At 70.4% G+C, this 19,490-nt stretch carries 23 protein-coding genes and 1 tRNA gene; 8 read left to right on the forward strand and 16 right to left on the reverse strand.

Annotation, left to right across the window (positions count from 1 at the left end; genetic code table 11):
• The 3 genes from BN12_RS25000 to BN12_RS05425 form a co-directional block, all read right to left on the reverse strand.
• Positions 1-1,968 (reverse strand): bifunctional phosphatase PAP2/O-acyltransferase family protein (locus BN12_RS25000; protein ID WP_162233048.1); only part of this gene is annotated, 1,968 nt, incomplete at its 3' end.
• Positions 1,969-2,014: 46 nt separating this feature from the next.
• Positions 2,015-2,923 carry a DMT family transporter gene (locus BN12_RS05420; RefSeq protein WP_048550719.1) on the reverse strand — a complete coding sequence of 303 codons (909 nt, stop codon included), beginning with the start codon at positions 2,921-2,923 and terminating at the stop codon, positions 2,015-2,017.
• Entirely contained in the window at positions 2,902-3,708 is an 807-nt protein-coding gene (locus tag BN12_RS05425; protein WP_048556028.1) for an SDR family NAD(P)-dependent oxidoreductase, read from the reverse strand. Before BN12_RS05425 ends, BN12_RS05420 begins: the two co-directional genes overlap by 22 nt.
• 135 nt (positions 3,709-3,843) lie before the next feature.
• Here BN12_RS05425 and BN12_RS05430 point away from each other — a divergent pair, with 135 nt between their 5' ends.
• The 4 genes from BN12_RS05430 (at position 3,844) to BN12_RS05445 (ending at position 7,223) form a co-directional block, all read left to right on the forward strand.
• The gene (locus tag BN12_RS05430) at positions 3,844-4,224 is read left to right on the forward strand and encodes a thioesterase family protein (protein WP_048556029.1); all 381 of its coding nucleotides are present in this window, start codon (positions 3,844-3,846) and stop codon (positions 4,222-4,224) included.
• 105 nt (positions 4,225-4,329) lie between these two features.
• Positions 4,330-5,355: a pyridoxal-phosphate dependent enzyme gene (locus tag BN12_RS05435; protein WP_048550721.1), complete on the forward strand. Its 1,026-nt coding sequence runs from the start codon at positions 4,330-4,332 to the stop codon at positions 5,353-5,355.
• A 100-nt stretch (positions 5,356-5,455) separates the two neighbouring features.
• Positions 5,456-6,610, forward strand: coding sequence for an amidohydrolase (locus tag BN12_RS05440; RefSeq protein WP_200901152.1), 1,155 nt, complete (start codon positions 5,456-5,458; stop codon positions 6,608-6,610).
• 154 nt (positions 6,611-6,764) lie between these two features.
• Positions 6,765-7,223, forward strand: a complete 459-nt coding sequence (locus tag BN12_RS05445) for a LysR family transcriptional regulator substrate-binding protein (RefSeq protein WP_048550723.1) — start codon at positions 6,765-6,767, stop codon at positions 7,221-7,223.
• A gap of 277 nt (positions 7,224-7,500) precedes the next feature.
• On the opposite strand, the gene BN12_RS05450 is transcribed toward BN12_RS05445, so the two are convergent.
• The 3 genes from BN12_RS05450 to BN12_RS05460 form a co-directional block, all read right to left on the reverse strand.
• Positions 7,501-7,785, reverse strand: coding sequence for a FitA-like ribbon-helix-helix domain-containing protein (locus BN12_RS05450; protein ID WP_048556031.1), 285 nt, complete (start codon positions 7,783-7,785; stop codon positions 7,501-7,503).
• Positions 7,786-7,789: 4 nt separating this feature from the next.
• Entirely contained in the window at positions 7,790-8,023 is a 234-nt protein-coding gene (locus BN12_RS24345) for a hypothetical protein (RefSeq protein ID WP_157635367.1), read from the reverse strand.
• A 299-nt stretch (positions 8,024-8,322) separates the two neighbouring features.
• On the reverse strand, positions 8,323-8,871 hold the full coding sequence (locus BN12_RS05460) for a class I SAM-dependent methyltransferase (RefSeq protein ID WP_083454937.1): 549 nt from the start codon (positions 8,869-8,871) through the stop codon (positions 8,323-8,325).
• Between the two features lie 197 nt (positions 8,872-9,068).
• Between BN12_RS05460 and BN12_RS05465 the strand changes: the two genes are divergently transcribed.
• Entirely contained in the window at positions 9,069-9,641 is a 573-nt protein-coding gene (locus tag BN12_RS05465) for a group II intron maturase-specific domain-containing protein (RefSeq protein ID WP_053079959.1), read from the forward strand.
• A 283-nt stretch (positions 9,642-9,924) separates the two neighbouring features.
• Here the strand turns inward: BN12_RS05465 and BN12_RS05470 are convergent, their stop codons facing one another.
• From BN12_RS05470 to BN12_RS05480, 3 genes are all read right to left on the reverse strand, one after another.
• On the reverse strand, positions 9,925-10,290 hold the full coding sequence (locus tag BN12_RS05470; protein WP_235432308.1) for a type II toxin-antitoxin system PemK/MazF family toxin: 366 nt from the start codon (positions 10,288-10,290) through the stop codon (positions 9,925-9,927).
• On the reverse strand, positions 10,226-10,459 hold the full coding sequence (locus tag BN12_RS05475; RefSeq protein ID WP_048550728.1) for a hypothetical protein: 234 nt from the start codon (positions 10,457-10,459) through the stop codon (positions 10,226-10,228). Before BN12_RS05475 ends, BN12_RS05470 begins: the two co-directional genes overlap by 65 nt.
• Positions 10,460-10,670: 211 nt before the next feature.
• Entirely contained in the window at positions 10,671-11,144 is a 474-nt protein-coding gene (locus BN12_RS05480) for a hypothetical protein (RefSeq protein ID WP_157635368.1), read from the reverse strand.
• A 318-nt stretch (positions 11,145-11,462) separates the two neighbouring features.
• Between BN12_RS05480 and BN12_RS05485 the strand changes: the two genes are divergently transcribed.
• A complete protein-coding gene (locus BN12_RS05485) occupies positions 11,463-11,837 on the forward strand; it encodes a VOC family protein (RefSeq protein WP_048550737.1) in 375 nt (124 codons plus the stop codon).
• A gap of 269 nt (positions 11,838-12,106) precedes the next feature.
• Here BN12_RS05485 and BN12_RS05490 read toward each other — a convergent pair whose 3' ends face one another.
• The 5 genes from BN12_RS05490 to BN12_RS05510 all read right to left on the reverse strand — a co-directional run bounded on the left by BN12_RS05490 (position 12,107) and on the right by BN12_RS05510 (position 14,891).
• Positions 12,107-12,364: a Txe/YoeB family addiction module toxin gene (locus BN12_RS05490; protein WP_048550739.1), complete on the reverse strand. Its 258-nt coding sequence runs from the start codon at positions 12,362-12,364 to the stop codon at positions 12,107-12,109.
• A gap of 2 nt (positions 12,365-12,366) precedes the next feature.
• Positions 12,367-12,624 carry a type II toxin-antitoxin system Phd/YefM family antitoxin gene (locus tag BN12_RS05495; protein ID WP_048550740.1) on the reverse strand — a complete coding sequence of 86 codons (258 nt, stop codon included), beginning with the start codon at positions 12,622-12,624 and terminating at the stop codon, positions 12,367-12,369.
• Between the two features lie 501 nt (positions 12,625-13,125).
• Positions 13,126-13,209, reverse strand: a tRNA-Tyr gene (locus BN12_RS05500).
• Between the two features lie 124 nt (positions 13,210-13,333).
• Positions 13,334-13,858 (reverse strand): hypothetical protein, encoded by a 525-nt coding sequence (locus BN12_RS05505; protein ID WP_048550741.1) that lies wholly within the window; start codon positions 13,856-13,858, stop codon positions 13,334-13,336.
• Positions 13,859-14,093: 235 nt separating this feature from the next.
• Positions 14,094-14,891, reverse strand: coding sequence for a trypsin-like serine peptidase (locus tag BN12_RS05510; protein WP_083454441.1), 798 nt, complete (start codon positions 14,889-14,891; stop codon positions 14,094-14,096).
• 143 nt (positions 14,892-15,034) lie between these two features.
• Between BN12_RS05510 and BN12_RS05515 the strand changes: the two genes are divergently transcribed.
• Entirely contained in the window at positions 15,035-15,532 is a 498-nt protein-coding gene (locus BN12_RS05515; RefSeq protein WP_048550745.1) for a YajQ family cyclic di-GMP-binding protein, read from the forward strand.
• 205 nt (positions 15,533-15,737) lie between these two features.
• Complete coding sequence (locus BN12_RS05520; RefSeq protein ID WP_200901154.1) at positions 15,738-16,574, forward strand: siderophore-interacting protein; 837 nt, start codon at positions 15,738-15,740, stop codon at positions 16,572-16,574.
• 27 nt (positions 16,575-16,601) lie between these two features.
• Here BN12_RS05520 and BN12_RS05525 read toward each other — a convergent pair whose 3' ends face one another.
• Positions 16,602-17,876 (reverse strand): SAM-dependent methyltransferase, encoded by a 1,275-nt coding sequence (locus BN12_RS05525; protein ID WP_048550747.1) that lies wholly within the window; start codon positions 17,874-17,876, stop codon positions 16,602-16,604.
• Positions 17,873-19,315, reverse strand: coding sequence for an FAD-binding oxidoreductase (locus tag BN12_RS05530; protein WP_235432309.1), 1,443 nt, complete (start codon positions 19,313-19,315; stop codon positions 17,873-17,875). The genes BN12_RS05525 and BN12_RS05530 overlap by 4 nt, the downstream gene beginning before the upstream one ends.
• Positions 19,316-19,490 lie beyond the last annotated feature (175 nt).

A 19,490-nucleotide genomic window follows, 5' to 3' on the forward strand; every position in this document is an offset into this window, starting at 1 on the left:
CAGGCCGGCCGCGGCGCGCCCCACGTGCCGGGCAAGGGTCGGCGCGTCGAACCAGGCGGGGTCGGTCGCGAGGCCGACGCCCAGCGCGCCGTCCCAGCTCAGCGCCCCGACCGACAGGGGCGCGCCGGGCGCCACGGGCAGGACGGGATAGACCTGCTCGGTCTCGACGCCGGCCATCGTCAGCCGCTGCGGGGGTCCCGGCATGTTCGACACCACCGCGTGGAAGAACCGACCGCCGTAGACGGTCCGGGCGAACCAGGCGGCCGCGGGCTCCGGCAGCAGCCTGAGCCCGGTGGCCATCACGAACCGCGACGCGACCGCCCGGGTCGGCCGGTGCAGCCGGTCGGCGGTTCGTCGGGCGATGTCCGCCAGCCGCCGGTCGAAGGGCATCTCCTCGAGGGGGAGGTCGACCATCACCGCCGCGGTCGCGTTGCCCTCGGGACCGGCCCCGGGTGCCCTGACCATCTGGGTGATCGAGACTCGCAGCCGGTGCCGGGTCCGCGCCGCGATCTGCGGACTCGTCTCGGCGACGGCCTCGGCGACGAGGGCCAGCACGACATCGGTGACCCGGACCCGGTGCTCCCGGGCCAGCCGCCGGACGACGTCGAGGTCGAGACGCGCCGTCGCATACTGCCGGTGCGGTGGCTCCCCGGCGAGCGGGGCCGCCCCGAGGGCTGGCGCGGTGCCGTCGGTCGCCAGCTGAGCCAGCCCGACGGTGGTCGCCGCGGCGCGCTGCAGGATGCCCGGCGAGGTCCCTCCCGGCAGCGGCAGGGCGACGCGCGGGTCGAACAGGTCCAGCGCGTGGACGACGGTGCCGATGCCGTCGGCGACCGCGTGGTGCACGACGAGGACGAGGGCCGACCGGCCGGGGCCCACGTCGCGGACGAGCACGACCCGCCAGAGCGGACGGTCGCGAGGCAACGGCTCCTCGGCGAGACCGGCGACGATGGCGTAGAGGCCGGCCTCCCCCGAGGTCGAGCGACGCTCAACGACATGCCGGTCCAGGTCGACGTCGGCGGGGACCCAGCGGGGCCGGCGCCACCTCGACGCCGGGGCGAGGCGCGCGTCGAGCGGAGGGTGGGCTGCCAGCCGGGTGCGGACGAGCTCACGGATCGCCTCGAGACTCGGCACGGGGTCCTCACCGGTCGAGGCGGCGAAGATCGCGACACCACCCACGTGTTGGGGCGCCCCAGCGTCCTCGACGTGGAGGAAGAAGGCATCACAGGACGGGAGCAGCACGCCCGCTGCCTCGGGAGCGTCGTAGCGCCACGCGGCATACCGCATGCCGAGCCAGACGGGAACGACGACGGCCACCGCGTCGAGGAGATAGTGGTTGGCCGTCGCCATGACGACGTAGCCGGTGACGAGCACGTGCGTGGCGCTGAGCAGCTGCAGCCTGCTGTGGGCCGTCATCCGCGCGAGGACGGCGCTGACCCACAGCGCCCAGCCGACGTGCAGCGACGGCATCGCCGCCATCTGGTTCGCGGTGTCGACGATGCCGGAGCCCCAGGAGCCGACCGTCCCGACCCGTTGGACCGTGTCGACGAACCCCGCTCCCCCCAGCATCCGCGGCGGAGCGGTGGGATAGAGGGCGAAGGAGGCGATCGCGACGACGTTGAGCACGATGAACGAGTCTCGGGTGGCCGACCACAGGTCTGGCCGGCGCCACCAGACCCAGGCCAGGACGAGGGCCGCGCTGAGGATGTAGCTCCAGGCGTACTCGTAGTTCGCGAGGGTCGCGAGGGTCCGGTGCGCGGCGAGCCCGTCGTTGAGCCAGTGCTCCACGTCGAGATGGAGCCGCTGTTCGAGATCGAGCAGCTGGTGGCCGTGCCGCTGGGCGGCCTCGCGCCGGCCCGGCGAGTCGAGGGCGTCGACGGCGACATAACACCCGAACACCAGCAGCCCGAGCAGCAGCTGGCGCCACACCACAGGCCGGTCGGTCGGCCGGCCGGACGGAGCCGGGGTCACAGAATCGTCATAGCACAGGCGCCGTTCGTCGCCCGCCGGCCTCCGGTCACCCCCGGGCGGCATGGACATCCTCGGTGCGCGTGAGCCAGACGTCGGCCGAGGGCGAGGCCGCCAGGCCGATGGCGCCCAGGACGATGAGTGCCCCCGCGCCGGCCAGTGCGGCGAGGGTTCCGGCGTCGGTCGGGAACACGGCGGGGAATGCCAGGATCCCGAGCGCGTAGCTGGCGATCGGGTTGACGGCCTCCTTCGTCGCGACGGCCCACGGCAGGGGCCCGTTGGCGAACGCCGTCTGCTCCAGCACGAGACCGAGCAGCGTGGATCCCGCGAGCGCGTAGCCGACCCAGTCCCGAGCGGTGTAGCCGACGCCGTGCCGGACGAGGTCCGCGGCGGTGAGCTTGATGAACACCGCGGTCAGCGCGAAGCACAGTCCCGCGCAGCCGGCCGTGACGACGACCATCACCGGAGGCCCCGACCGGGCCGCGAGGGGGACGAGGACCACGATCATCGCCAGCGCGGCGACGACGGCCAGCACGACCCGGCCGCGGTCCGCCGCGGCGGCGAGCGGAGGCACGCCGACGACGGCGAGCAGCAGCACCAGACCCCCACAGATCGCGACGGCGGACGCCCAGTCCCGGGGCGTCGGCCACGTCCGGCGCTCGAGCGACGACATCGGGAGCGCGAAGAGCAGCTGGGTGACCAGGAGCGGCTGGACCGCGGCGACCGACCCGAGGTGGAGCGCGACCGCCTGCGTCCCGAAGCCGGCGAGGTTGATCAACCACCCCGTCAGCCAGACCCGGTCGCGGACGAGCGTCGCCATCAACGCCGAGGCGCCGCTCACCACTCCGCGGCCCTGGCGGGTCGTCTCGCGGGCGGCGCGCTGCTGGTAGAAAGCCGCCAAGGCGAGGAGGAACGACGCGGCGAGCCCGAGGAGCGTCACATGGAACCGGATGCCCACCCGTCGTCCTCCTCTCCCGTGCCTGCTCGCACCGGCTCGCCCAGCCATGCCGACAGTCCCCGGAACGGGCCGGGAGCCAGGGCACGGACCCTCGGCGCGATCCCGATCCAGCGCGGCACCCACACCTCGGCACGGTTCCGCCGGATGGCGCCGAGAGCGGCGTCCGCCACCCGGTCCGCGCCGACCGGTCGCGGCACCCGCCGCGCATAGGGCCGGCCCCGGCCCGCGAAGAATGCCGTGTCCACCGCACCCGGCACCACCACCGTGACACCGACTCCGGTGCCTCTCAACTCCAACCGGAGGCTCTCGGCGAAGGCGTCGAGGCCCGCCTTCGCGGCGGCATACACGGCCTCACCGGCGACGCCGGTGCGACCCGCCACCGAGCTGACGAGGACCAGGTGACCGGATCCACGCCGCAGCATCCCGGGGAGCAGGGCCCGGGCGAGCGCGAGCGGCGCGACGAGGTCGACGGCGAGGATCTCCTGCGCCCGCTCGGCCGGCATACCGAGGAAGGATCCCGACCAGCCGACGCCGGCGCTGGCGACGAGGACGTCGATCGGGCCGACGGCCGTCGCCTCGCGGGCGAGCCGCGTCGCGCCGGCCATGGTGCTCAGGTCGGCGACCACTGCGGTCCCCCCGATCCGGCGGGCGACCTCCGCCGTCCGGGTGGCATCGCGGCCGTGCACGACGACGTGGGCGCCGGCGTCGGCCAGCCGGCCCGCCACCGCTCGCCCGATGCCGGAGGAGGCACCGGTGACCAGGGCCACCGTGTCCGCGACGTCCATGAACACCACCCCTTGCCGCCGCGACGCGTCGTCGCGACCATCTCAACTCCCCATCGTGCCCGGTCATTCCGACACGGGCCGGGACGGGCCGGGCCGGGCTGGAGTGGGCCGGGCCGGCCCGGCAGAATGCCGACCATGATCCCTGCCGGCCGGAGCGCGAGCCTCTCCCGCGTCGTCTCCACCGAGGACACGGCGACCGCTGTCGGATCGGGCTCGGTCGAGGTCCTCGCGACGCCGCGGCTGCTCGCGTGGATGGAACGCGCGACGTGCGAGGTCGTCGAGGAGATGCTCGACGCGTCCGAGACGACGGTCGGCCATCGCATCGAACTGGAGCACCGCCGCCCCAGCCCCGTCGGTATGCGCGTCGACCTCCTCGCCACGCTCGAGGAGGTCGACGGACGTCGCCTGCTCTTCGAGGTCGTCGCCTCCAACGAGGACGGGCAGGAGTGCGGACGGGCGCGGATCACCCGCGTCGTCGTCGCGAGGAGCCTGTTCGCCGCCCCGAGCCCCGGCTGAGGGCCGCGGACCGCACCCTCAGTTCGTCGCTGTACAGGCGCAACCGTGCCGTTCCTGGGGCCTTCGGGATGGACGCGATGAGTCTCGTGCCCTCACCATGGGCACATGACGAGGTGGTACTCCCGGGCCAGCGCCCGCGACTGGTCCGGCGGCTCATCGACCGGCACGGCTCGCGTGTTCCACGAGACGTTGCCGGGGTATGCACCCACCGCGCTCGTCGACCTGCCTCCCCTCGCGCGCGAGCTCGGCGTGGAGAGGGTTCTCGTCAAGGACGAGTCGTCGCGCCTGGGCCTCCCCGCATTCAAGGTGCTCGGGGCCTCCTGGGCCTGCCGGCAGGTTCTGGATCGCACCCCCGGGGCCCGGCTCGTCACGGCCACCGACGGCAACCACGGTCGGGCCGTGGCGCGGATGGCGTCCCACTTCACCGTGACGGCCACCGTCGTCGTGCCCGCCGTGATGCTGCCCGAGACTGCGGCGCTCATCGAGTCCGAAGGTGCCCAGGTCGTCCGCGTGGACGGTGACTACGACGAGGCGGTCCGGACGGCGGCACGGTATGCCGACGAGACGCCGGGACGGGAACTGGTCCAGGACACCGCGTGGCCGGGGTACGAGCAGGTGCCGGCCTGGATCGTCGAGGGCTACGACACGCTCCTCGCGGAGATCGACGAGCAGCTCGGCGGCGCTCCCGACCTGCTCGCCGTCCCGGTCGGCGTGGGCTCCCTGGCCCAGGCCGTCGTCAACCACTACCGGCGCCCCGACGCCGCCCACGCGCGTGTCCTGTCCGTCGAGCCCGACACCGCAGCCTGTGTCCTCGCCAGCCTCGTCGAGGGACGACCCGCGACGGTCGACACGGCGGCAACCGTCATGGCCGGGCTCAACTGCGGCACCATCTCCAGCCTCGCCTGGCCGGTCCTCCGCGACGGGTGTGACGCGGCCATCACGGTGACCGACGCGGAGGCCCTGCGCGCCTCGGCCGACCTGGCGGACCTCGGCGTCTCCTCCGGTGCCTGCGGCGCGGCCACGCTCGCCGGCGTCCGCGCCGCCCTCGCGCATACCGATCGCCGGGCCGCCCTCGGCCTCCCGGCGGACGCCACGGTCGTCCTCCTCAACACCGAAGGACGACGACCGTGACCGACCCGAACCTCCTGGTCGCGGCCACCGAACCACGGGCCCCGAGCGCTGCCAGGCACCACATCATCGCCCTCGCCGGCCGGCGCCCGGACTCCAGCCGGTGATCACGCGAACCGTCGGCAGAGCCCGGCACGAGCAGCTGGTCCGGTGGCGGCACGAGCTGCACCAGATCCCTGAGACGGCGTTCGCCGAGCACGCGACGAGCGACTACGTCGCGTCAGTCCTGCGCGACCTCGGGTTCGACGTCACCACCGGCATCGGCGGCACCGGCGTCGTCGCCTCCCTCACCCGCGGCACCTCCGGGTATGCCATCGGCCTGCGCGCCGAGCTCGACGCACTTCCCCTCACCGAGGACACCGACCGCCGGCCCTACGCCTCCCGCCACCCCGGCGCCATGCACGCCTGCGGCCACGACGGCCACATGGCGATGGTCCTCGGCGCCGCCGCGATCCTCGCGGAGGAGGGCGGCTTCACCGGCACGGTACGCACCGTCTTCCAACCGGCGGAGGAACCCGGCCGCGGCGCCCGGGCCATGATCGACGACGGCCTCCTCGACGACCACCCTCTCGACGTCATCCTCGGGATCCACAACATCCCCGGCCTTCCCGCCGGACGGGTGCACCTGCGGCCGGGCCCCGTCATGGCCGGGGAGGACGACTTCCACATCCACATCACCGGCCGCGGCGGCCACGCCTCCGCCCCCCACCTACTCGTCGACCCCATCGTCGTGGCCGCCCAGCTCATCACCGCCCTGCAGACCGTCACCGCCCGCAACGTCGACCCCATGCACCACGCGGTCGTCTCCTGCACCGACGTCCGCACCGACGGCGCCCGGAACGCGATCCCCGGGAACGTCCACATCACCGGCGACACCCGGACGTTCGACGACGCCACGTCCCAGCTCGTGGAACACCGCATCCGCCACCTCACCGACGCGATCTGCGCCGCGCACGGCGCCCGCGGACACGTCACCTACACCCGCGAGTTCGCCCCCACCGTCAACGACCCGGCCGCCACCGCCGTGGCCGCCGCCCTCGGTGCCGACGACCTCGACGATGCGTGCAGCCCCATCATGGCCAGCGAGGACTTCGGGATCCTCGCCCGCCACGTCCCGGCCGTCTTCGCGTTCCTCGGCAACGGAACCCAGCCCGGACACGGCGCAACCCCCTTGCACAGCCCTGAGTACGACATCAACGACGACATCCTCGAGGCCGGCGTCGACTACTACGTCCGACTCGTCCGCGGCTGGCCCTGACCGTGCGCCGTCGACGACCGACGGACACCCGATACTGCTTCGGCCTCGTGCCGGTCGTGCTCGGTCCGCCTGCCTGTCCTCGTGCCGGCGGGGGCATTGGGTTTCCGTCGGCCCCGCCGACAGGCGATAAGGGCGTCACGTGCCTCAAGGTCGTATGCATCCGCTCATCCGCCCCGGCTGCGCCCACCGCGCGCTGATCGACGAGGAGCTGACCCGCGGCGGGATCCGGCCGCGCACCATCGAGTTCGCGTCCATGGAGCCGGTGAAGCGCTGCGCCGCAGCGGGACTCGGCATCGCTCTGCTGCCCGCCGGCGCCATCCAGCGCGAGGTCCAGAACCGCGATTTCGCCACGGATTCGCCTCGAGTCGTCGGTGTTGGTCATGGTGCGTCGGACATCGAGCAACCCGGGGCATTCGTACGCTCCGGTCTGGACATCGGCCGCGTGCGCTCTCAGCCGTCGGGCACCACGGCGAGAAAGCCGGCGGTGGGAGGGAACCGTCACGCCTTGCGTGGCGACAGGACCTCGACTGTGCATCGTGGTCCGGTGGCCTCGGCCAATCGGCGGTCCGCGGTGACAAGCGGGGCATCGAGCAGCTCGGGCAGGGCCACGTAGGCGACGCCGTATGGGAGTGAGGTTGTTCCGTGCCTGCCAGCACCGAGGAACCAACGGCCGATGCGCGGCGCGATCCAGCGGTATGCGGACCAGGTCGTCCACGGCCAGCTCGGCGCGCCGCGGCAGAACCTGGCCGGACCTGACCAGGGCGCGCAGCACCGAGAGCACCTCCAGGTCACTCAGCCCCGGCGCCGCCAGCTGATGGTCACGCAATCGCCCTCGTGCGGTCGTCCCGTCGGTGTCGTCGTCGGCGAGGGCGACGACCAAGACGCTGGCGTCAACGACGAGCACGGTCGGTGCGCAGCTGGGCGGCCGCGTCGGCCGGGCCCACCGAGCCGCCAGTGCGCTTCCCGGCGGCATCGAGGACCTCGTCCACCGTCCGCTGGGAAGCCTCCTGGACCAGCCGGGTCAGCAGGTACTCCTGCAGCGACTGGTGCGCGACGGCGGCCCGCTGCCTCAGCACGGCGTGCGTCTCCTCAGGAACCTCTTTGATCTGAATGCTCGGCGTGGCGCCATCATGGCGCCCTTGGCGCCGTGATGGCGGCTCACATCGGCCACGCAGCGGATCATGATCGACGGCGTAGCCGCTTGTCGACGATGGCCGGTATCGGTGCGTCGTCGTTGTCCTCGGGATTGAAGTCGACTCCGGGCGGCGCGATGCGGTCGATGCGGTCGATGCGGTCGATGCGGTCGATGCGGTCGATGCGGTCGATGCGGTCGAGCGTCTCATCGTCCAGTTCGAGGTCGGCGGACGTCAGCAGGTCGTCGAGCTGGTCGGGTGTGCGCGGCCCGATCAGCACCGCGCTGACCGCCGGATGCGATCGCGGATGTCCACACCCTCAGCATGATCGGCGGCGTTGTCGGCCCCATATCGGAGCGGGACAGCCTCGTCCGGACCCACGTATTCGCAAGAGTCCTCATCGTTCTCGACGATCTGGACCGTGCGCTTCATCCGGACGCCGACGCCGCAGCGAGTCATCCGCCAGCTCCTCGCATACATGAGGGGTGCATCTTTCCGCCGCCTTTCCTCAGCTCGAGGAGCGGGAACGACCAGGGACTTGAACAGATTCGGCCTTGAGGGCAGCGAGCCGCCACGGGGTCAGTGCGTGCCGGTGAGAAGGTGGAACGTCGCCTCGGGGCCACCTGTCGTGTGGTGCTCGGTCGTCAGTCCGGCATACTCCATGGCTGCCACGACATCGGTCACTGGTCGCAGCGCGAAGCCGTGTTTCGTGAACGCCTGACGCGACATCCACCGCGGATCAGCGATACCGATCACGCCGCGGGCGCCGGGGGACAGCACGCGCCTCATCTCGCGCAGGGCTGCGCCCAGGTCATCCACGAAGTAGATCGTGTTGACGCTGATCCACCCGTCCAGTGCGCCATCGGCGAACGGCAGGGAGTCCATCCTGGCGTTATGCAGGTGAAGTCGACCGGCGGCGATGTCCGACCCTCGCGTCTTGGCGGCCCGAGTCAGCATGTCGGCCGAGGGTTCGACGCCGTGCACCTGCCCACCATCCCTGGTCGCCTCCAACAGCAGCCCGAGACCGAACCCGCCGCCGAACCCGATGTCGGCCACCGTCTCGCCACCCCTGAGTTGGAGGGTCTGCACCGCGGCCGTGATCGATGCGGCGTTGCCCTTGTTGAGCATCCGCGCGATCACCAGACCCAGCGGTCCTGAGGGACCACCCAGCTGGCGGCTGAGAGTGCGGAGCGCGATGTCTGGCACGGGTATACGAGGCACTGAACCACTATGGCAGGCACGCCCCGACGGCGAGTGCGAGTGCGAGCCATTGCGGCGACGTCACGTGCCGAGCGACCACTCGGGGCGGCGCGGACGACTTCGTGGTGCTCACCGACGGGACCGACCACCACCTCACCGAACTGCGCGAGCAGATCGCTCAGTTGCTGGCTCCACTCGGGTTGCGGTTCTCTGCAGCCAAGACCCGCATCGTGCACATGAGCGAGGGGTTCGACTTCCTCGGCTTCCGCATCCAGTGGACACACAAGAGGGGCACCACCAAGTGGCACGTCTACACCTTCATCGCCAAGCGGCCCTTCGCGTCGATGAAGGCGAGGATCCGTGCCCTGACCCCCAGGACGTCACAGCAAGACGTACGGACCGTGTTGATCCGGACCAACCAGATCACGCGCGGCTGGGCCCCCTACTTCAAGCACGCCATCGCCAAACGCATCCTCACCCACCTTCAGCGCTACACCTGGTGGCGGATCGTGCGGATGATGCGAACCCGGCACCGCTGGAAGTGGAAGGACGTCCGACGCTGGCTTACCGACCTCATCGGCCGGTGGCATCCCATCAGCGCGGACGGGATCGAGTCGTACAACCTCGAAGCGATACCGATCCGTCGATACCGCTACCGCGGCAACCAGATCCCCAACCCCTGGGTCCAAACTGTCTGAACACACCCACGGCAGAAACCATGGAGAGCCCGTTGCGTGGAGACACGCACGGCGGGTTCGGCGAGCGGCCTGGGGAAACGGACCGGGAGCAATCCCGACACCGGGCCCCAGGCCGACTCCACCCAGACGGGCGGCCTAACGTGTCCCACTCCGCCGCCTGCCGACCTTCCCGATCACAGCAGGAGCTGATGCTGCGGTCACCCCCTGAGGCGCGTGGCATTTCGGTACTGGTCGCCCCGGGTGCATTCGGCGGCGGTAGCCAGCGTGCGCGTCGGCTTGAACTCTAGAGCTCGAGCACAATTCGCAGAGCGGCGTCCACCTGCCGCAGTTCGTCCAGGCCGAGGTGGGCAACGCGCTCACCCAGACGAGTCGGGTCCACCGCGGCAGCCTGCTCAACCAGCACACGCGTGGCATGACCGGCAATCGTGACCTCGGGGCGGAAACTCGCGGGTCGGGACGAGGTTGAGGTTGGGGCTACGAGCAACGTCGACAAAGGAAGCGAGTCGGACTGAACGATGACCGCATACCGCCGACCGGATTGCTCGTGACCACGGTTCCCGCGTGGAGCCTTGAGCCGGTGAACGTCACCACGCACGCAGTGTCTCCATGTCCCGCAGCACCCGAGCAGCTTCGGCCCGGTCTGTCGCATCCGCGGCCAGAGCCTCGGCCTCGGCACGCAGTCGTTCTTGCGCTCGGCCGCGGGCGGCGTCGATCAAGGCAGCGCGGACGGCGGCTGAGACTGCAGTGCCGTCAGCGGTGAGGACGGCCAAGGCGCGCTCGGCGTCCTCATCCGGGCGAAACGTGATCGTCTGAGACACAGCAATACTGTAACACGATCTGTAAGACAGGTGGCGTACCGCGTGCGGACCATCAGGAACCCGGCCTTGAAGACGCCGCCGGACGGGCGATACCGGAGGCTTCGGGTCCTTCGCATAGGTGTACTCCAGACCTGCCCCACTTCGCCGCGACTACTGCAACATCGCAAGCCGTCCGCACGCGGCTCAAGAATCGTGGTTCGCCCTGCGTTGGTCAAAGAAGGCCTTGAGCCTCGCTCGCGGCCCCGCCTGTCAGTGCGCCGGGTGGCAGCGGCTGCGGACCGCGCCGTGCTTCATCGGGGCCGCGCCATCCGGCAGGCGTACCACTCTCACGCATGCTGGCGAGTCTGAAGTGCCATTGCACGGCTACGTTCTCGGCGCGTGCGAGCCGACGCTCGAGCTGAACCAACTGCTGCATTTGGAATCGCTGGGTCAGTTCCATACTGCGGTTGCGTTGCAGCTTCCAGCCCTCGGAGGCGCGGGCCTCTCGCTCCCACTGATGGAGACACGTCAAGCGCTCGTCTTCGCTTAGAGATAGGAACTGAGAGACGGGCTTCATGGAGTCCGACCCACGCAGTAGCCAGCGAGAGTGCAGTACCTCGTTGCGCTCCTCCTGCACGGCTTCAACCTCGGCGACGAAGGCCAATAAGGCATCGGCGTGGACCTCGTCCAGCCGTTCGGCTGCCAAGTCGCGGACTTTGGCTCGCACTCTGCCCGCTGGAGCTGTGCGTGCACCGAGTTCGTCCGTCCTGGGTGCGGTTCCTTCTGGGCCACCTCATCCACCCGTGACCGGGAAGGCGGAGGCCGCGTCGACCCGCCCTGGCCGGGGGTGGCGCTCGACCCGACCGTCCGGCGTTTCAGTTGCCACGATCTACCGGAAGCCAGCGGGTCCAGGTGGCACGCCCCGCTGAGGTGTCGCTGTTTGAGTATGGGCGGGGTGTGGGGAGGGAACGTCCCCTCGGGTGTGTGTCGGATGGCGCTGATCCGGGGCCTGACACTATGAATCATGGCCATGATCCAACCCGAGCTGTGGGTTGACCGCGGCGCGGTCGCTATCGACTTCTACTGCTCCGCCTTCGGTGCTCAGGTCCTGCACCGCGTGGGCGAGGGGGAGGACATCGTCGCTCAGCTGGTCGTTGACGACGCCATGTTCTGGGTGGCGACCGCGGGAGACAGCACGACACGGAAGGTCCCTGACGCCATCGCCGCAGCCACCGCTCGGTTCTTGCTGGTGGTGGACGATCCGGATGCCGTCCACGCTCAGGCTCTGGCTGCCGGGGCCGTGGAGCAGTCGGCCGTGCACGTCGAGCATGGTTGGCGGGTGGGCCGAATCACCGACCCGTTCGGGCACGAGTGGGAGATAGGTCGCCACGAGCACTAGTCCTTTTGCGAGCGCGGACCCAGCCGCTCCTACCCCGGGGGCACCTCCAGCAGCTTGCCCACTGGGTCATCGCCGCCTGCCTCGCGCCCGGCTCCCTGAGATCTCAGCGACCATTGGTTACCGCCCGTCCTTCAGCCCCGGGCAGACACCGCTTGGGCGTGTCTCCTGGCAACACTCCAACCTCCCAAGGTTGGCAGCGGCCGAAAGCGCGCTATCAGCGTCGGGGACAGGTTCAAGAAAGGGGGCGTCACTCCGCCGCCTGCCGGGCATCAGCCGTAGTGATAGCGGCAGGCTGCGATTCGGACCTCGTTGCGTTCCACCTTGTACACCAAACGGTGCTCATCGGTGATTCGTCGTGACCAGTAGCCGGCGAAGTCGTGTTTGAGCGCTTCGGGTTTGCCGATGCCCTCGTTGCCGTTGCGCTGGATGTCGGCGAGCAGCGCGTTGATCCGCTTGAGGACCCTGCGATCCTGGGCCTGCCACCACAGGCAGTCCGACCAGGCGTTCTCGTCCCAGACGAGCAGCATCGTCAGTCGTCGTCAAGCATCTGGTGAGTCACTCCCTTGCCGCCCTCCAGTCGCTCCATGGCGTCCAGGAGGCGACGGGCGTTGGCGGGTGAACGCATGAGGTACGCCGTCTCTTTCAGCGACTCGTAGTCCTCCAAGGACACGATGACCACCGGCTCATGACCGGCACGGGTGATAACGACCTCCTCGCGGTCGTCGGTCACGCCATCGAGGACCTCCGCATACCGGGCTCGGGACTCGGTGTAGCTCATGGTCTTCATGTCGGCCCCCTGTACAGGAAAGTGTACGCCGAGGGTTCACGCTGAGCAACCGCCAGAGGGTTGTGCCCTGGCGTCATCAAGGCCTAACGACATCCGACCGAGGTTCCCCACTTCGCCGCAAGGGGGCGACGTGCCTCTCAACGGGCTGGGGAGCCGATGGGGAGATGTTGGGGGCCTCAAGTCTCACCCCAGCGGTCGACAGACTGCCGACGAGAAGCCTGTCCGTCTCCTCGAGAACCGGGACGGTGCTCTCGTCCGTCGTGATTGCATATCCCCCCGTCGGCATCGCCGCAGGTCCCGACTCCAAGGCATACGCGCGAGCGGTTCGGAAGCCCTGAACTTTGCCGCGTATTTGTCGCGGACTACGGCGTCAAGCACGTTTTCGCTGGTCACAGGCCTGTCCGAATCACCCAGATCTCGGAGACTGAACGATACCACCGCGGGGTATGCTAACGGGGCTCTGACCAGAGTTTCCGCTGGTCAGAGCCCCGTTCGGCGCGTTGGTGGCGGGTGAAGGATTCGAACCTTCGTAGCTTTCGCGACGGATTTACAGTCCGCTCCCATTGGCCGCTCGGGCAACCCGCCAGGATGCGCGCTGGCAAGGATAGCAACCGGCGGCGCCGCGACCGAATCAGCGTGCCGGGGGGCCATTGCTGCCCGTCGCGCCATCGCCGTACCCCACGTCCAGAGCGCCAGGAGCGAGGCCGGCTCAGGCCGCGAGGAACATGGCGAGGACCGCCGTGTCGACGTCGCCCTCGGGGTCGACGTGACCGTTCGTGTGCATCTCGGAGAGGGCCCCGAGGCGGTCGGATCGTGCCCAGGCGGCCTGGTGGTCGAGACCCAGGTACGGGATGCCCGGAAGCAGGACACAGCCGGACGCCACGTCGTCGGGGATCTCGCGGACCGACACCGTGCCGGGCGGATGGAGGACGACGAGCCCGGGCGGCGTCGTCCCGTCGGGATGCGGCGGGGCATGCCGCGGGCCGACGACCGGCCCCTCGGCGATGACCATCCCGACGACCCCGGGCACGTCGGCGTCCGGGACCTCTTCCTTGACACGGAAGACCGTGCTGCAGCCGAGCAGTCCGGGGACGGCCGCGATCTTCACCGCCATGAGGAGGAACTCGCCCCACTCGTGGACGTTGTCGGGCCAGCGCTGAGCGACGAGGAACCCGGCCAGACCGGACTTCCCCTGCAGCGCCGAGATCTCCACCGCGCCACGCGACTCGTCCATGCTCCCCACCTCCGCACCGCGATCAATCGACAGCACGCACAGCCCGACTGCTCGAGCATGCACCCGGTCTCGTCATGATGCGACCGAACCTCGTTGGCAGACAAGGGGGTCCGAGTGCCAACGGTATGCGGGAGCGACCCCCGCGGTCGGGCGTGGCGCCGGCTGCCTGGGCGGCGACGCGGCCGGCTTCGGGGACGGCAGGCGAGCGAGCCGGCAGGAGGAGTTCAGCGGCCGCTCAGCAGCCGTCACCACCCGGCATACGCACGACATCGGGCTTCGCGTGCGAGTCCGCCCGGGCGAGGAGCCGGTAGACCGCCGGCGTGAACCGCGAGGAGTACGAGGCCCAGTCGTAGCAGCCGCCCTGGTGGAGGCCGCCGATGACGCCGACCACGGTCCGGGTGCCGAGCGCGCTGCGTGCGAGGAACGGGCTGCCGCTCACCCCTCCTTGGTAGTTGGAGCAGAGGAACCCGGGGTAGCCCTTCGTGGAGTGGACGGGCACCGTGCAGCGGATCGGCTTGTCGTCGATGCCGGCGTTGTAGGCGATGTCGGTGATCCGCGTACCGGGCGCCGGTGCGGTGCCGAGGAGGTTGCCGCCGGTGACGTCCTGGATCCGCACGGCCCGGCCACCGATCCGCTGCGGCGCGACGCGGAGGATCGCGTAGTCGTACTGGGTGTTCTCGCTCCGCTGCCACCGCGGATCCACGTAGGCGGCCGTGACGGTCCACACGCCGTGCGGCGTCCGCCCGTCGACGTACCCGGGGACGAACGACCAGCCGGAAGGCCTGCCGTAGACGCAGTGCGCCGCCGTGAGGACGAGATCGCGGCTCCGGCTCACGATGACGCTCCCGCTGCACTCGTGGCCCATGCTGAGCCCGTTGCGGAAGATGGCGCCGACGGTCGGCGTCCCGCCGAAGGACTGAGCGGTCGGAGTCCCCGGAGGTGGCCCGCCGTCGGCCTCGGCCGGCGCGGCGCAGAGGACGAGCCCCGTGAGGAGAGCAGCGACGGCGGCGATCACGGCAGGGACACGGCGCATCCTCCGCACGCTGGCACCCAACTGTTACGGGCACGTTTCGCCATCCTGGACGTTCCATGGGAGAAGGCCGCATGCGATGCCGCCGGCACCCCGCATACGCTGGCCTACCGGACCGCGACACCCCACGCCAAGGAGCGAAACCGATGGCCGACAGCTCGTTCGACATCGTCAGCAAGATCGACCGCCAGGAGGTGGCCAACGCCGTCAACAGCGCCGCCCGCGAGGTGGGCCAACGCTACGACTTCAAGGGCGTCGGCGCGTCCGTCGAGCAGTCCGGAGAGCACCTCATCGTCATCAAGGCGAACACCGCCGAGCGGGCGCTCGCCGTCCTCGACGTCCTCAAGACGTGGATGGTCAAGCGGAAGGTGAGCCTGAAGCACCTCGACGTGCCCGACGAGCCGAAGCTGTCCGGCAAGGAGTACCGCCTCGAGATCCCGCTCACCGAGGGCATCAGCCAGGAGAACGCGAAGAAGATCTCCAAGATCATCCGCGACGAGGCGCCCAAGAGCGTCAAGAGCCAGATCCAGGGCGACGAGCTGCGCGTCCAGAGCAAGTCACGCGACGACCTCCAAGCCGTCCAGCGGCTGCTCCGCGAGAGGGACGACCTCGACGTCGCCCTGCAGTTCACCAACTACCGCTGAGCGCAGCGCCCCACCTCGCCCGGGCGAGGTCCGGCTTCGCACGTGCCGAGTTGATGTCGTCGGACGAGCGTTTGGGCGACATCTTCTCGGCACGTGCGAGGCGGGCTCGGGGGGCAGGTATGCGAGGTGGGCGGCGGGACTCTCCCCATGCGGCGCGTCATCGGGTAGGTTAGGTATGCCTTACCTACCCGAGAGGAGCGCGCTCATGGTGCAGACCAACATGAAGACGACCCGGGTCAAGCCTGCCGTCTCCACCCTCACCCGCCTCGAGGTGCTGCGCCGCGAGCAGCTGTCGCCCCGCTTCGTCCGGGTGACCCTCGGAGGCGGCGACATCGGCGCCTTCACCCCGATGGGCTTCGACCAGTGGTTCCGCCTCTTCATCCCGACCGGCGACCCGGACGTGCTCGACCGGATGCCCGCGAGGCTCGACACGAAGTCCTACCTTCGCTACCTCACGATGTCGCGGTCGACCCGCCCGGTCCTGCGCAACTACACCGTGCGGGCCTTCCGCGAGGAAGGACCGGACGGGCCGGAGCTCGACGTCGACCTCGTCGTCCACGGCTCGGCGGCCGACGGGACGGCCGGTCCCGCCTCGACGTGGGCGCTGACCTGCCACCGCGGCGACCGGGTCGCCATCATCGACGAGGGCGTCATGTTCAACCCGTCCTGGGCCGACGAGCAGGTGCTCCTCGTCGCCGACGAGTCGGCGGTGCCGGCGGCCGCCGGCATCCTCGCGTCGTTGCCGGCCGACGCCGTCGGCGAGGCCGTCCTCGAGGTCCCCACCGAGGGCGACCGGCTCCCGCTCGAGCGTCCCGAGGGGGTGCGCCTCACGTGGATCGTCCGCTCCGACCCGTCCGAGCGTCCCGGCGCCGCCGCGTTCGCGGAGGCCTCCCTCCGTCCGGTGCCCGACGGGCCGGTCGTCGCCTGGGTCGCCGGGGAGCAGTCCCTCCCGACCGGTATGCGGCGCGAATGGGTGCGGGGCGGCATACCGAAGGACCGGATCCTCTTCTGCGGCTACTGGAAGGCCGGGCACGCGCACTGAGCGGCGGCCCCACCCGGCCGCCTCCGATCAGACGCCGAAGGTGTGGCGCAGCGGGTAGCTCGCGTCGCCCAGTGCGTCGGTCCTCGTCGCGAGGACCTGGTGCAGCTGGATCTCGTTGCGCTCGAACCCGAGCGAGGAGCCGGCGAGGTAGAGGCCCCACACCCGCGCGGTCTGCAGGCCCGTCTCGAGGACGCACTTGTCCCAGTTCGCCGAGAGGTTCTTGCACCAGGCCCGGGTCGTCCGGGCGTAGTGCATACGGAGGTTCTCCTGGTGCTGCACCTCGAAGCCGGTGTCCTCCATGACCCGCACGATGTCGCCGGACCCGGTGAGGCCTCCGTCGGGGAAGACGTAGCGGTTGATGAAGCCACGCGACGGGATGCCGGCGTGCTGGTTGTCCGGGCGGGTGATGCAGTGGTTGAGGAGGCGTCCGCGCTCGCGCAGGTGCGAGGCGAGGAACTCGAAGTAGGACGGGTAGTTCTTCGGGCCGATGTGCTCGGTGAGCCCGATCGAGGAGATCGCGTCGAAGCCGGTCTCGATGACGTCGCGGTAGTCCTGGTGCCGGATCTCGGCGCGGTCGCCGAGCCCCTCCTCGCGGAGCTTCGCCGCACCCCACTCCGCCTGCTCGCCGGACAGCGTGACGCCGATCGCGGTTACGCCGTAGTTCTTCACGGCGTGCATGACCATGCCGCCCCATCCGCACCCGACGTCGAGCAGGCGCATCCCCGGCTGGAGCCCGAGCTTCTTGCAGACGAGGTCGAACTTGTGCTCCTGCGCCTCCTCGAGGGTCGCGTCCTCCGTGGGGTAGCACGCGCACGTGTAGGCCATCGAGGGGCCGAGGAGCATCTCGTAGAAGGTGTTCGACACGTCGTAGTGGTGGTGGATGGCGTCCGCGTCCCGGCGCCGTCCGTGCCGGAGCCCGTGCGCGAGCCGGCGCACGGGGCTCGGGGTCTCGATCTCCGGCAGCGTCGGCGGCTTGAGGCCGTAGCGCCGCACGAGCGTGACGTAGTCCTTGACGTCATGGACGGCGGGGCGCGTCATCGACAGCCGGTCCTTCATGAGGACGAGGAAGTCGTACGGGTCGCCCTCGTCGAGCCCCTCGACGACGAGGTCGCCCTGGAGGTAGGCGCGAGCCAGACCGAGGTCGCCGGGGGCGGTGATGAGGTAGTTGAGGCCCTCCGGGTTGAGCAGGCGGACCCGGTAGCCCTCTCCGCTGCCGCCGGTCGACCCGTCGAACGCCTCGAACGCCACCGGGGCGTCGGGTCCGAAGAGTGTGTCGAAGGCCTGTCCGATCGTCATCGTCATCGTGCGCGCACCGCCTTGTCGTAGAGGGACGGGAGTCGCCCGTCCGGGTCGTAGGTCTTCTTGACGATCGCGTAGGTCTCCCCGCCGTAGAGGGCGTCGAAGCTCTCGCGGTCGTAGAACGCATCGGAGTAGAGGGACTTGTGGCCGCCGAGCCGGTCGACCGCGGCCTCGATGAGCCGGTTGACGTCGCCGTCCGCTCGACCGGGCTCGATGGGGACCGTCGACCAGAAGCCGACGTTGACGTACTGCTCGCCCGCGTGCATGGGATAGAGCGGCCACGGTATGCCGGCCGCCGGCTCTCCCCCACCGTTGGCACCATCTGGGGTCGCCTTGTCCCGCAACCGGATCGGGCACAGCCAGATCGGCTCGATCGGCACCTCGGCGAGGAACCAGTCGATGAACTCGGGCAGCCGCGCCACGGGGATCTCGACGTCCTGGACGACCCGCTCGCGGGGTGGCTGCCCGCGTCGCGCGTCGACCCAGGCCGCGACGTGGTAGGTGTTCTCGAACCGGATGAGCTTCCAATAGACGTCGCTGCGCAGCCACTTCTTGGGCCACAGGCGCCGGATGCGGGGGCTCTGGGCGCCGAAGGCCCGCGAGCACCAGAACCAGTCGGTGTCCCACCGCCACAGGTAGTCGCGGACGGAGAGGACGTCCGTCGTCCGGTGCTGGATCGAGCGGTAGTAGACGTCCATGCCCGTGTAGTCGCTCGGGCGCTGGCCGTCGGGGACGCGGTCGGCCCACGAGCCGAGGGTGAGGTACATCTCGGTCCCCGTGAAGACGACGCCGTCGACGAAGTCGACGTGCTCCCCCGCATACGCGCCGGTCGTCATGACCTCCTCGATCGCGCCCGTCGCGTCCGTCGCCGAGGCGAAGCGGACGTGGTGGAGGACGACCCACGGATGGACCGGCTCGAGGTCGATGGTGAGCGAGAGGGCGTAGCCGAGGCTGCCGTAGGAGTTGGGGAACGTGCGGAACAGGTCGGCGTGCTCGCCGTCAGGGGTGGCTCGCACGACCTCGCCGGCGCCGGTGAGGATCTCCATCTCCCGCACCGACTCGTGCGGGAGGCCGTTGCGGAACGACGACGACTCGATGCCGAGACCCGTCACCGCACCGCCGAGCGTGATCGTCTTCAGCTGCGGGACGACGAACGGCATGAGTCCGTGCGGCAGGGTCGCGTCGACGAGGTGCTCGTAGGTCGTCATCCCCTGGACGCGGGCCGTCCGGGCCACCGGGTCGACGGCGATGACCCGGTCGAGGGCGGCGACGTCGAGGCCGGGACCCGTCGTCGCGGCTCGGGGGCGGAACAGGTTGGAGGTCCGCTTCGCGAGCCGGACCGGCTCGCCGCGAGGGATGGCGGCGTACTGCGCACGGATGCCGGCCACCGCTTCCTCGTGAGCCGCGGACGTCGTCAGGTGGGGGCTGGCTGCACGTCTCACCAGATATTGATACACCGTCATCGCGCGCCACGGACAACGGAGGTGCCGTCGAGCGGTATGCCGTCAGGGAGCGGCCGGCCCGCCGGCGGGCGGCAGCGGCTCGTCGGGCGCCTCGGGCACAGACGGATCGGTCGCCGGCTCGGGCGGCGTGGTCGCCGTCGGTCCAGCGGGCGTC

Source organism: Nostocoides japonicum T1-X7 (genome assembly GCF_001046855.1).
Classification (GTDB): domain Bacteria; phylum Actinomycetota; class Actinomycetes; order Actinomycetales; family Dermatophilaceae; genus Nostocoides; species Nostocoides japonicum.

Coding starts and splice junctions, on each gene's coding strand:
- BN12_RS05425 (WP_048556028.1), bottom strand. CDS start 3,708: ATGGACGTCGCGGACACGGTGGCCCTGGTCACCGGTGCCTCCTCCGGC.
- BN12_RS05430 (WP_048556029.1), top strand. CDS start 3,844: ATGATCCCTGCCGGCCGGAGCGCGAGCCTCTCCCGCGTCGTCTCCACC.
- BN12_RS05435 (WP_048550721.1), top strand. CDS start 4,330: ATGACGAGGTGGTACTCCCGGGCCAGCGCCCGCGACTGGTCCGGCGGC.
- BN12_RS05445 (WP_048550723.1), top strand. CDS start 6,765: ATGCATCCGCTCATCCGCCCCGGCTGCGCCCACCGCGCGCTGATCGAC.
- BN12_RS05460 (WP_083454937.1), bottom strand. CDS start 8,871: ATGCTCAACAAGGGCAACGCCGCATCGATCACGGCCGCGGTGCAGACC.
- BN12_RS05470 (WP_235432308.1), bottom strand. CDS start 10,290: ATGCGACAGACCGGGCCGAAGCTGCTCGGGTGCTGCGGGACATGGAGA.
- BN12_RS05485 (WP_048550737.1), top strand. CDS start 11,463: ATGGCCATGATCCAACCCGAGCTGTGGGTTGACCGCGGCGCGGTCGCT.
- BN12_RS05490 (WP_048550739.1), bottom strand. CDS start 12,364: ATGCTGCTCGTCTGGGACGAGAACGCCTGGTCGGACTGCCTGTGGTGG.
- BN12_RS05495 (WP_048550740.1), bottom strand. CDS start 12,624: ATGAAGACCATGAGCTACACCGAGTCCCGAGCCCGGTATGCGGAGGTC.
- BN12_RS05505 (WP_048550741.1), bottom strand. CDS start 13,858: ATGGACGAGTCGCGTGGCGCGGTGGAGATCTCGGCGCTGCAGGGGAAG.
- BN12_RS05510 (WP_083454441.1), bottom strand. CDS start 14,891: ATGCGCCGTGTCCCTGCCGTGATCGCCGCCGTCGCTGCTCTCCTCACG.
- BN12_RS05515 (WP_048550745.1), top strand. CDS start 15,035: ATGGCCGACAGCTCGTTCGACATCGTCAGCAAGATCGACCGCCAGGAG.
- BN12_RS05520 (WP_200901154.1), top strand. CDS start 15,738: ATGGTGCAGACCAACATGAAGACGACCCGGGTCAAGCCTGCCGTCTCC.
- BN12_RS05525 (WP_048550747.1), bottom strand. CDS start 17,876: ATGACGATGACGATCGGACAGGCCTTCGACACACTCTTCGGACCCGAC.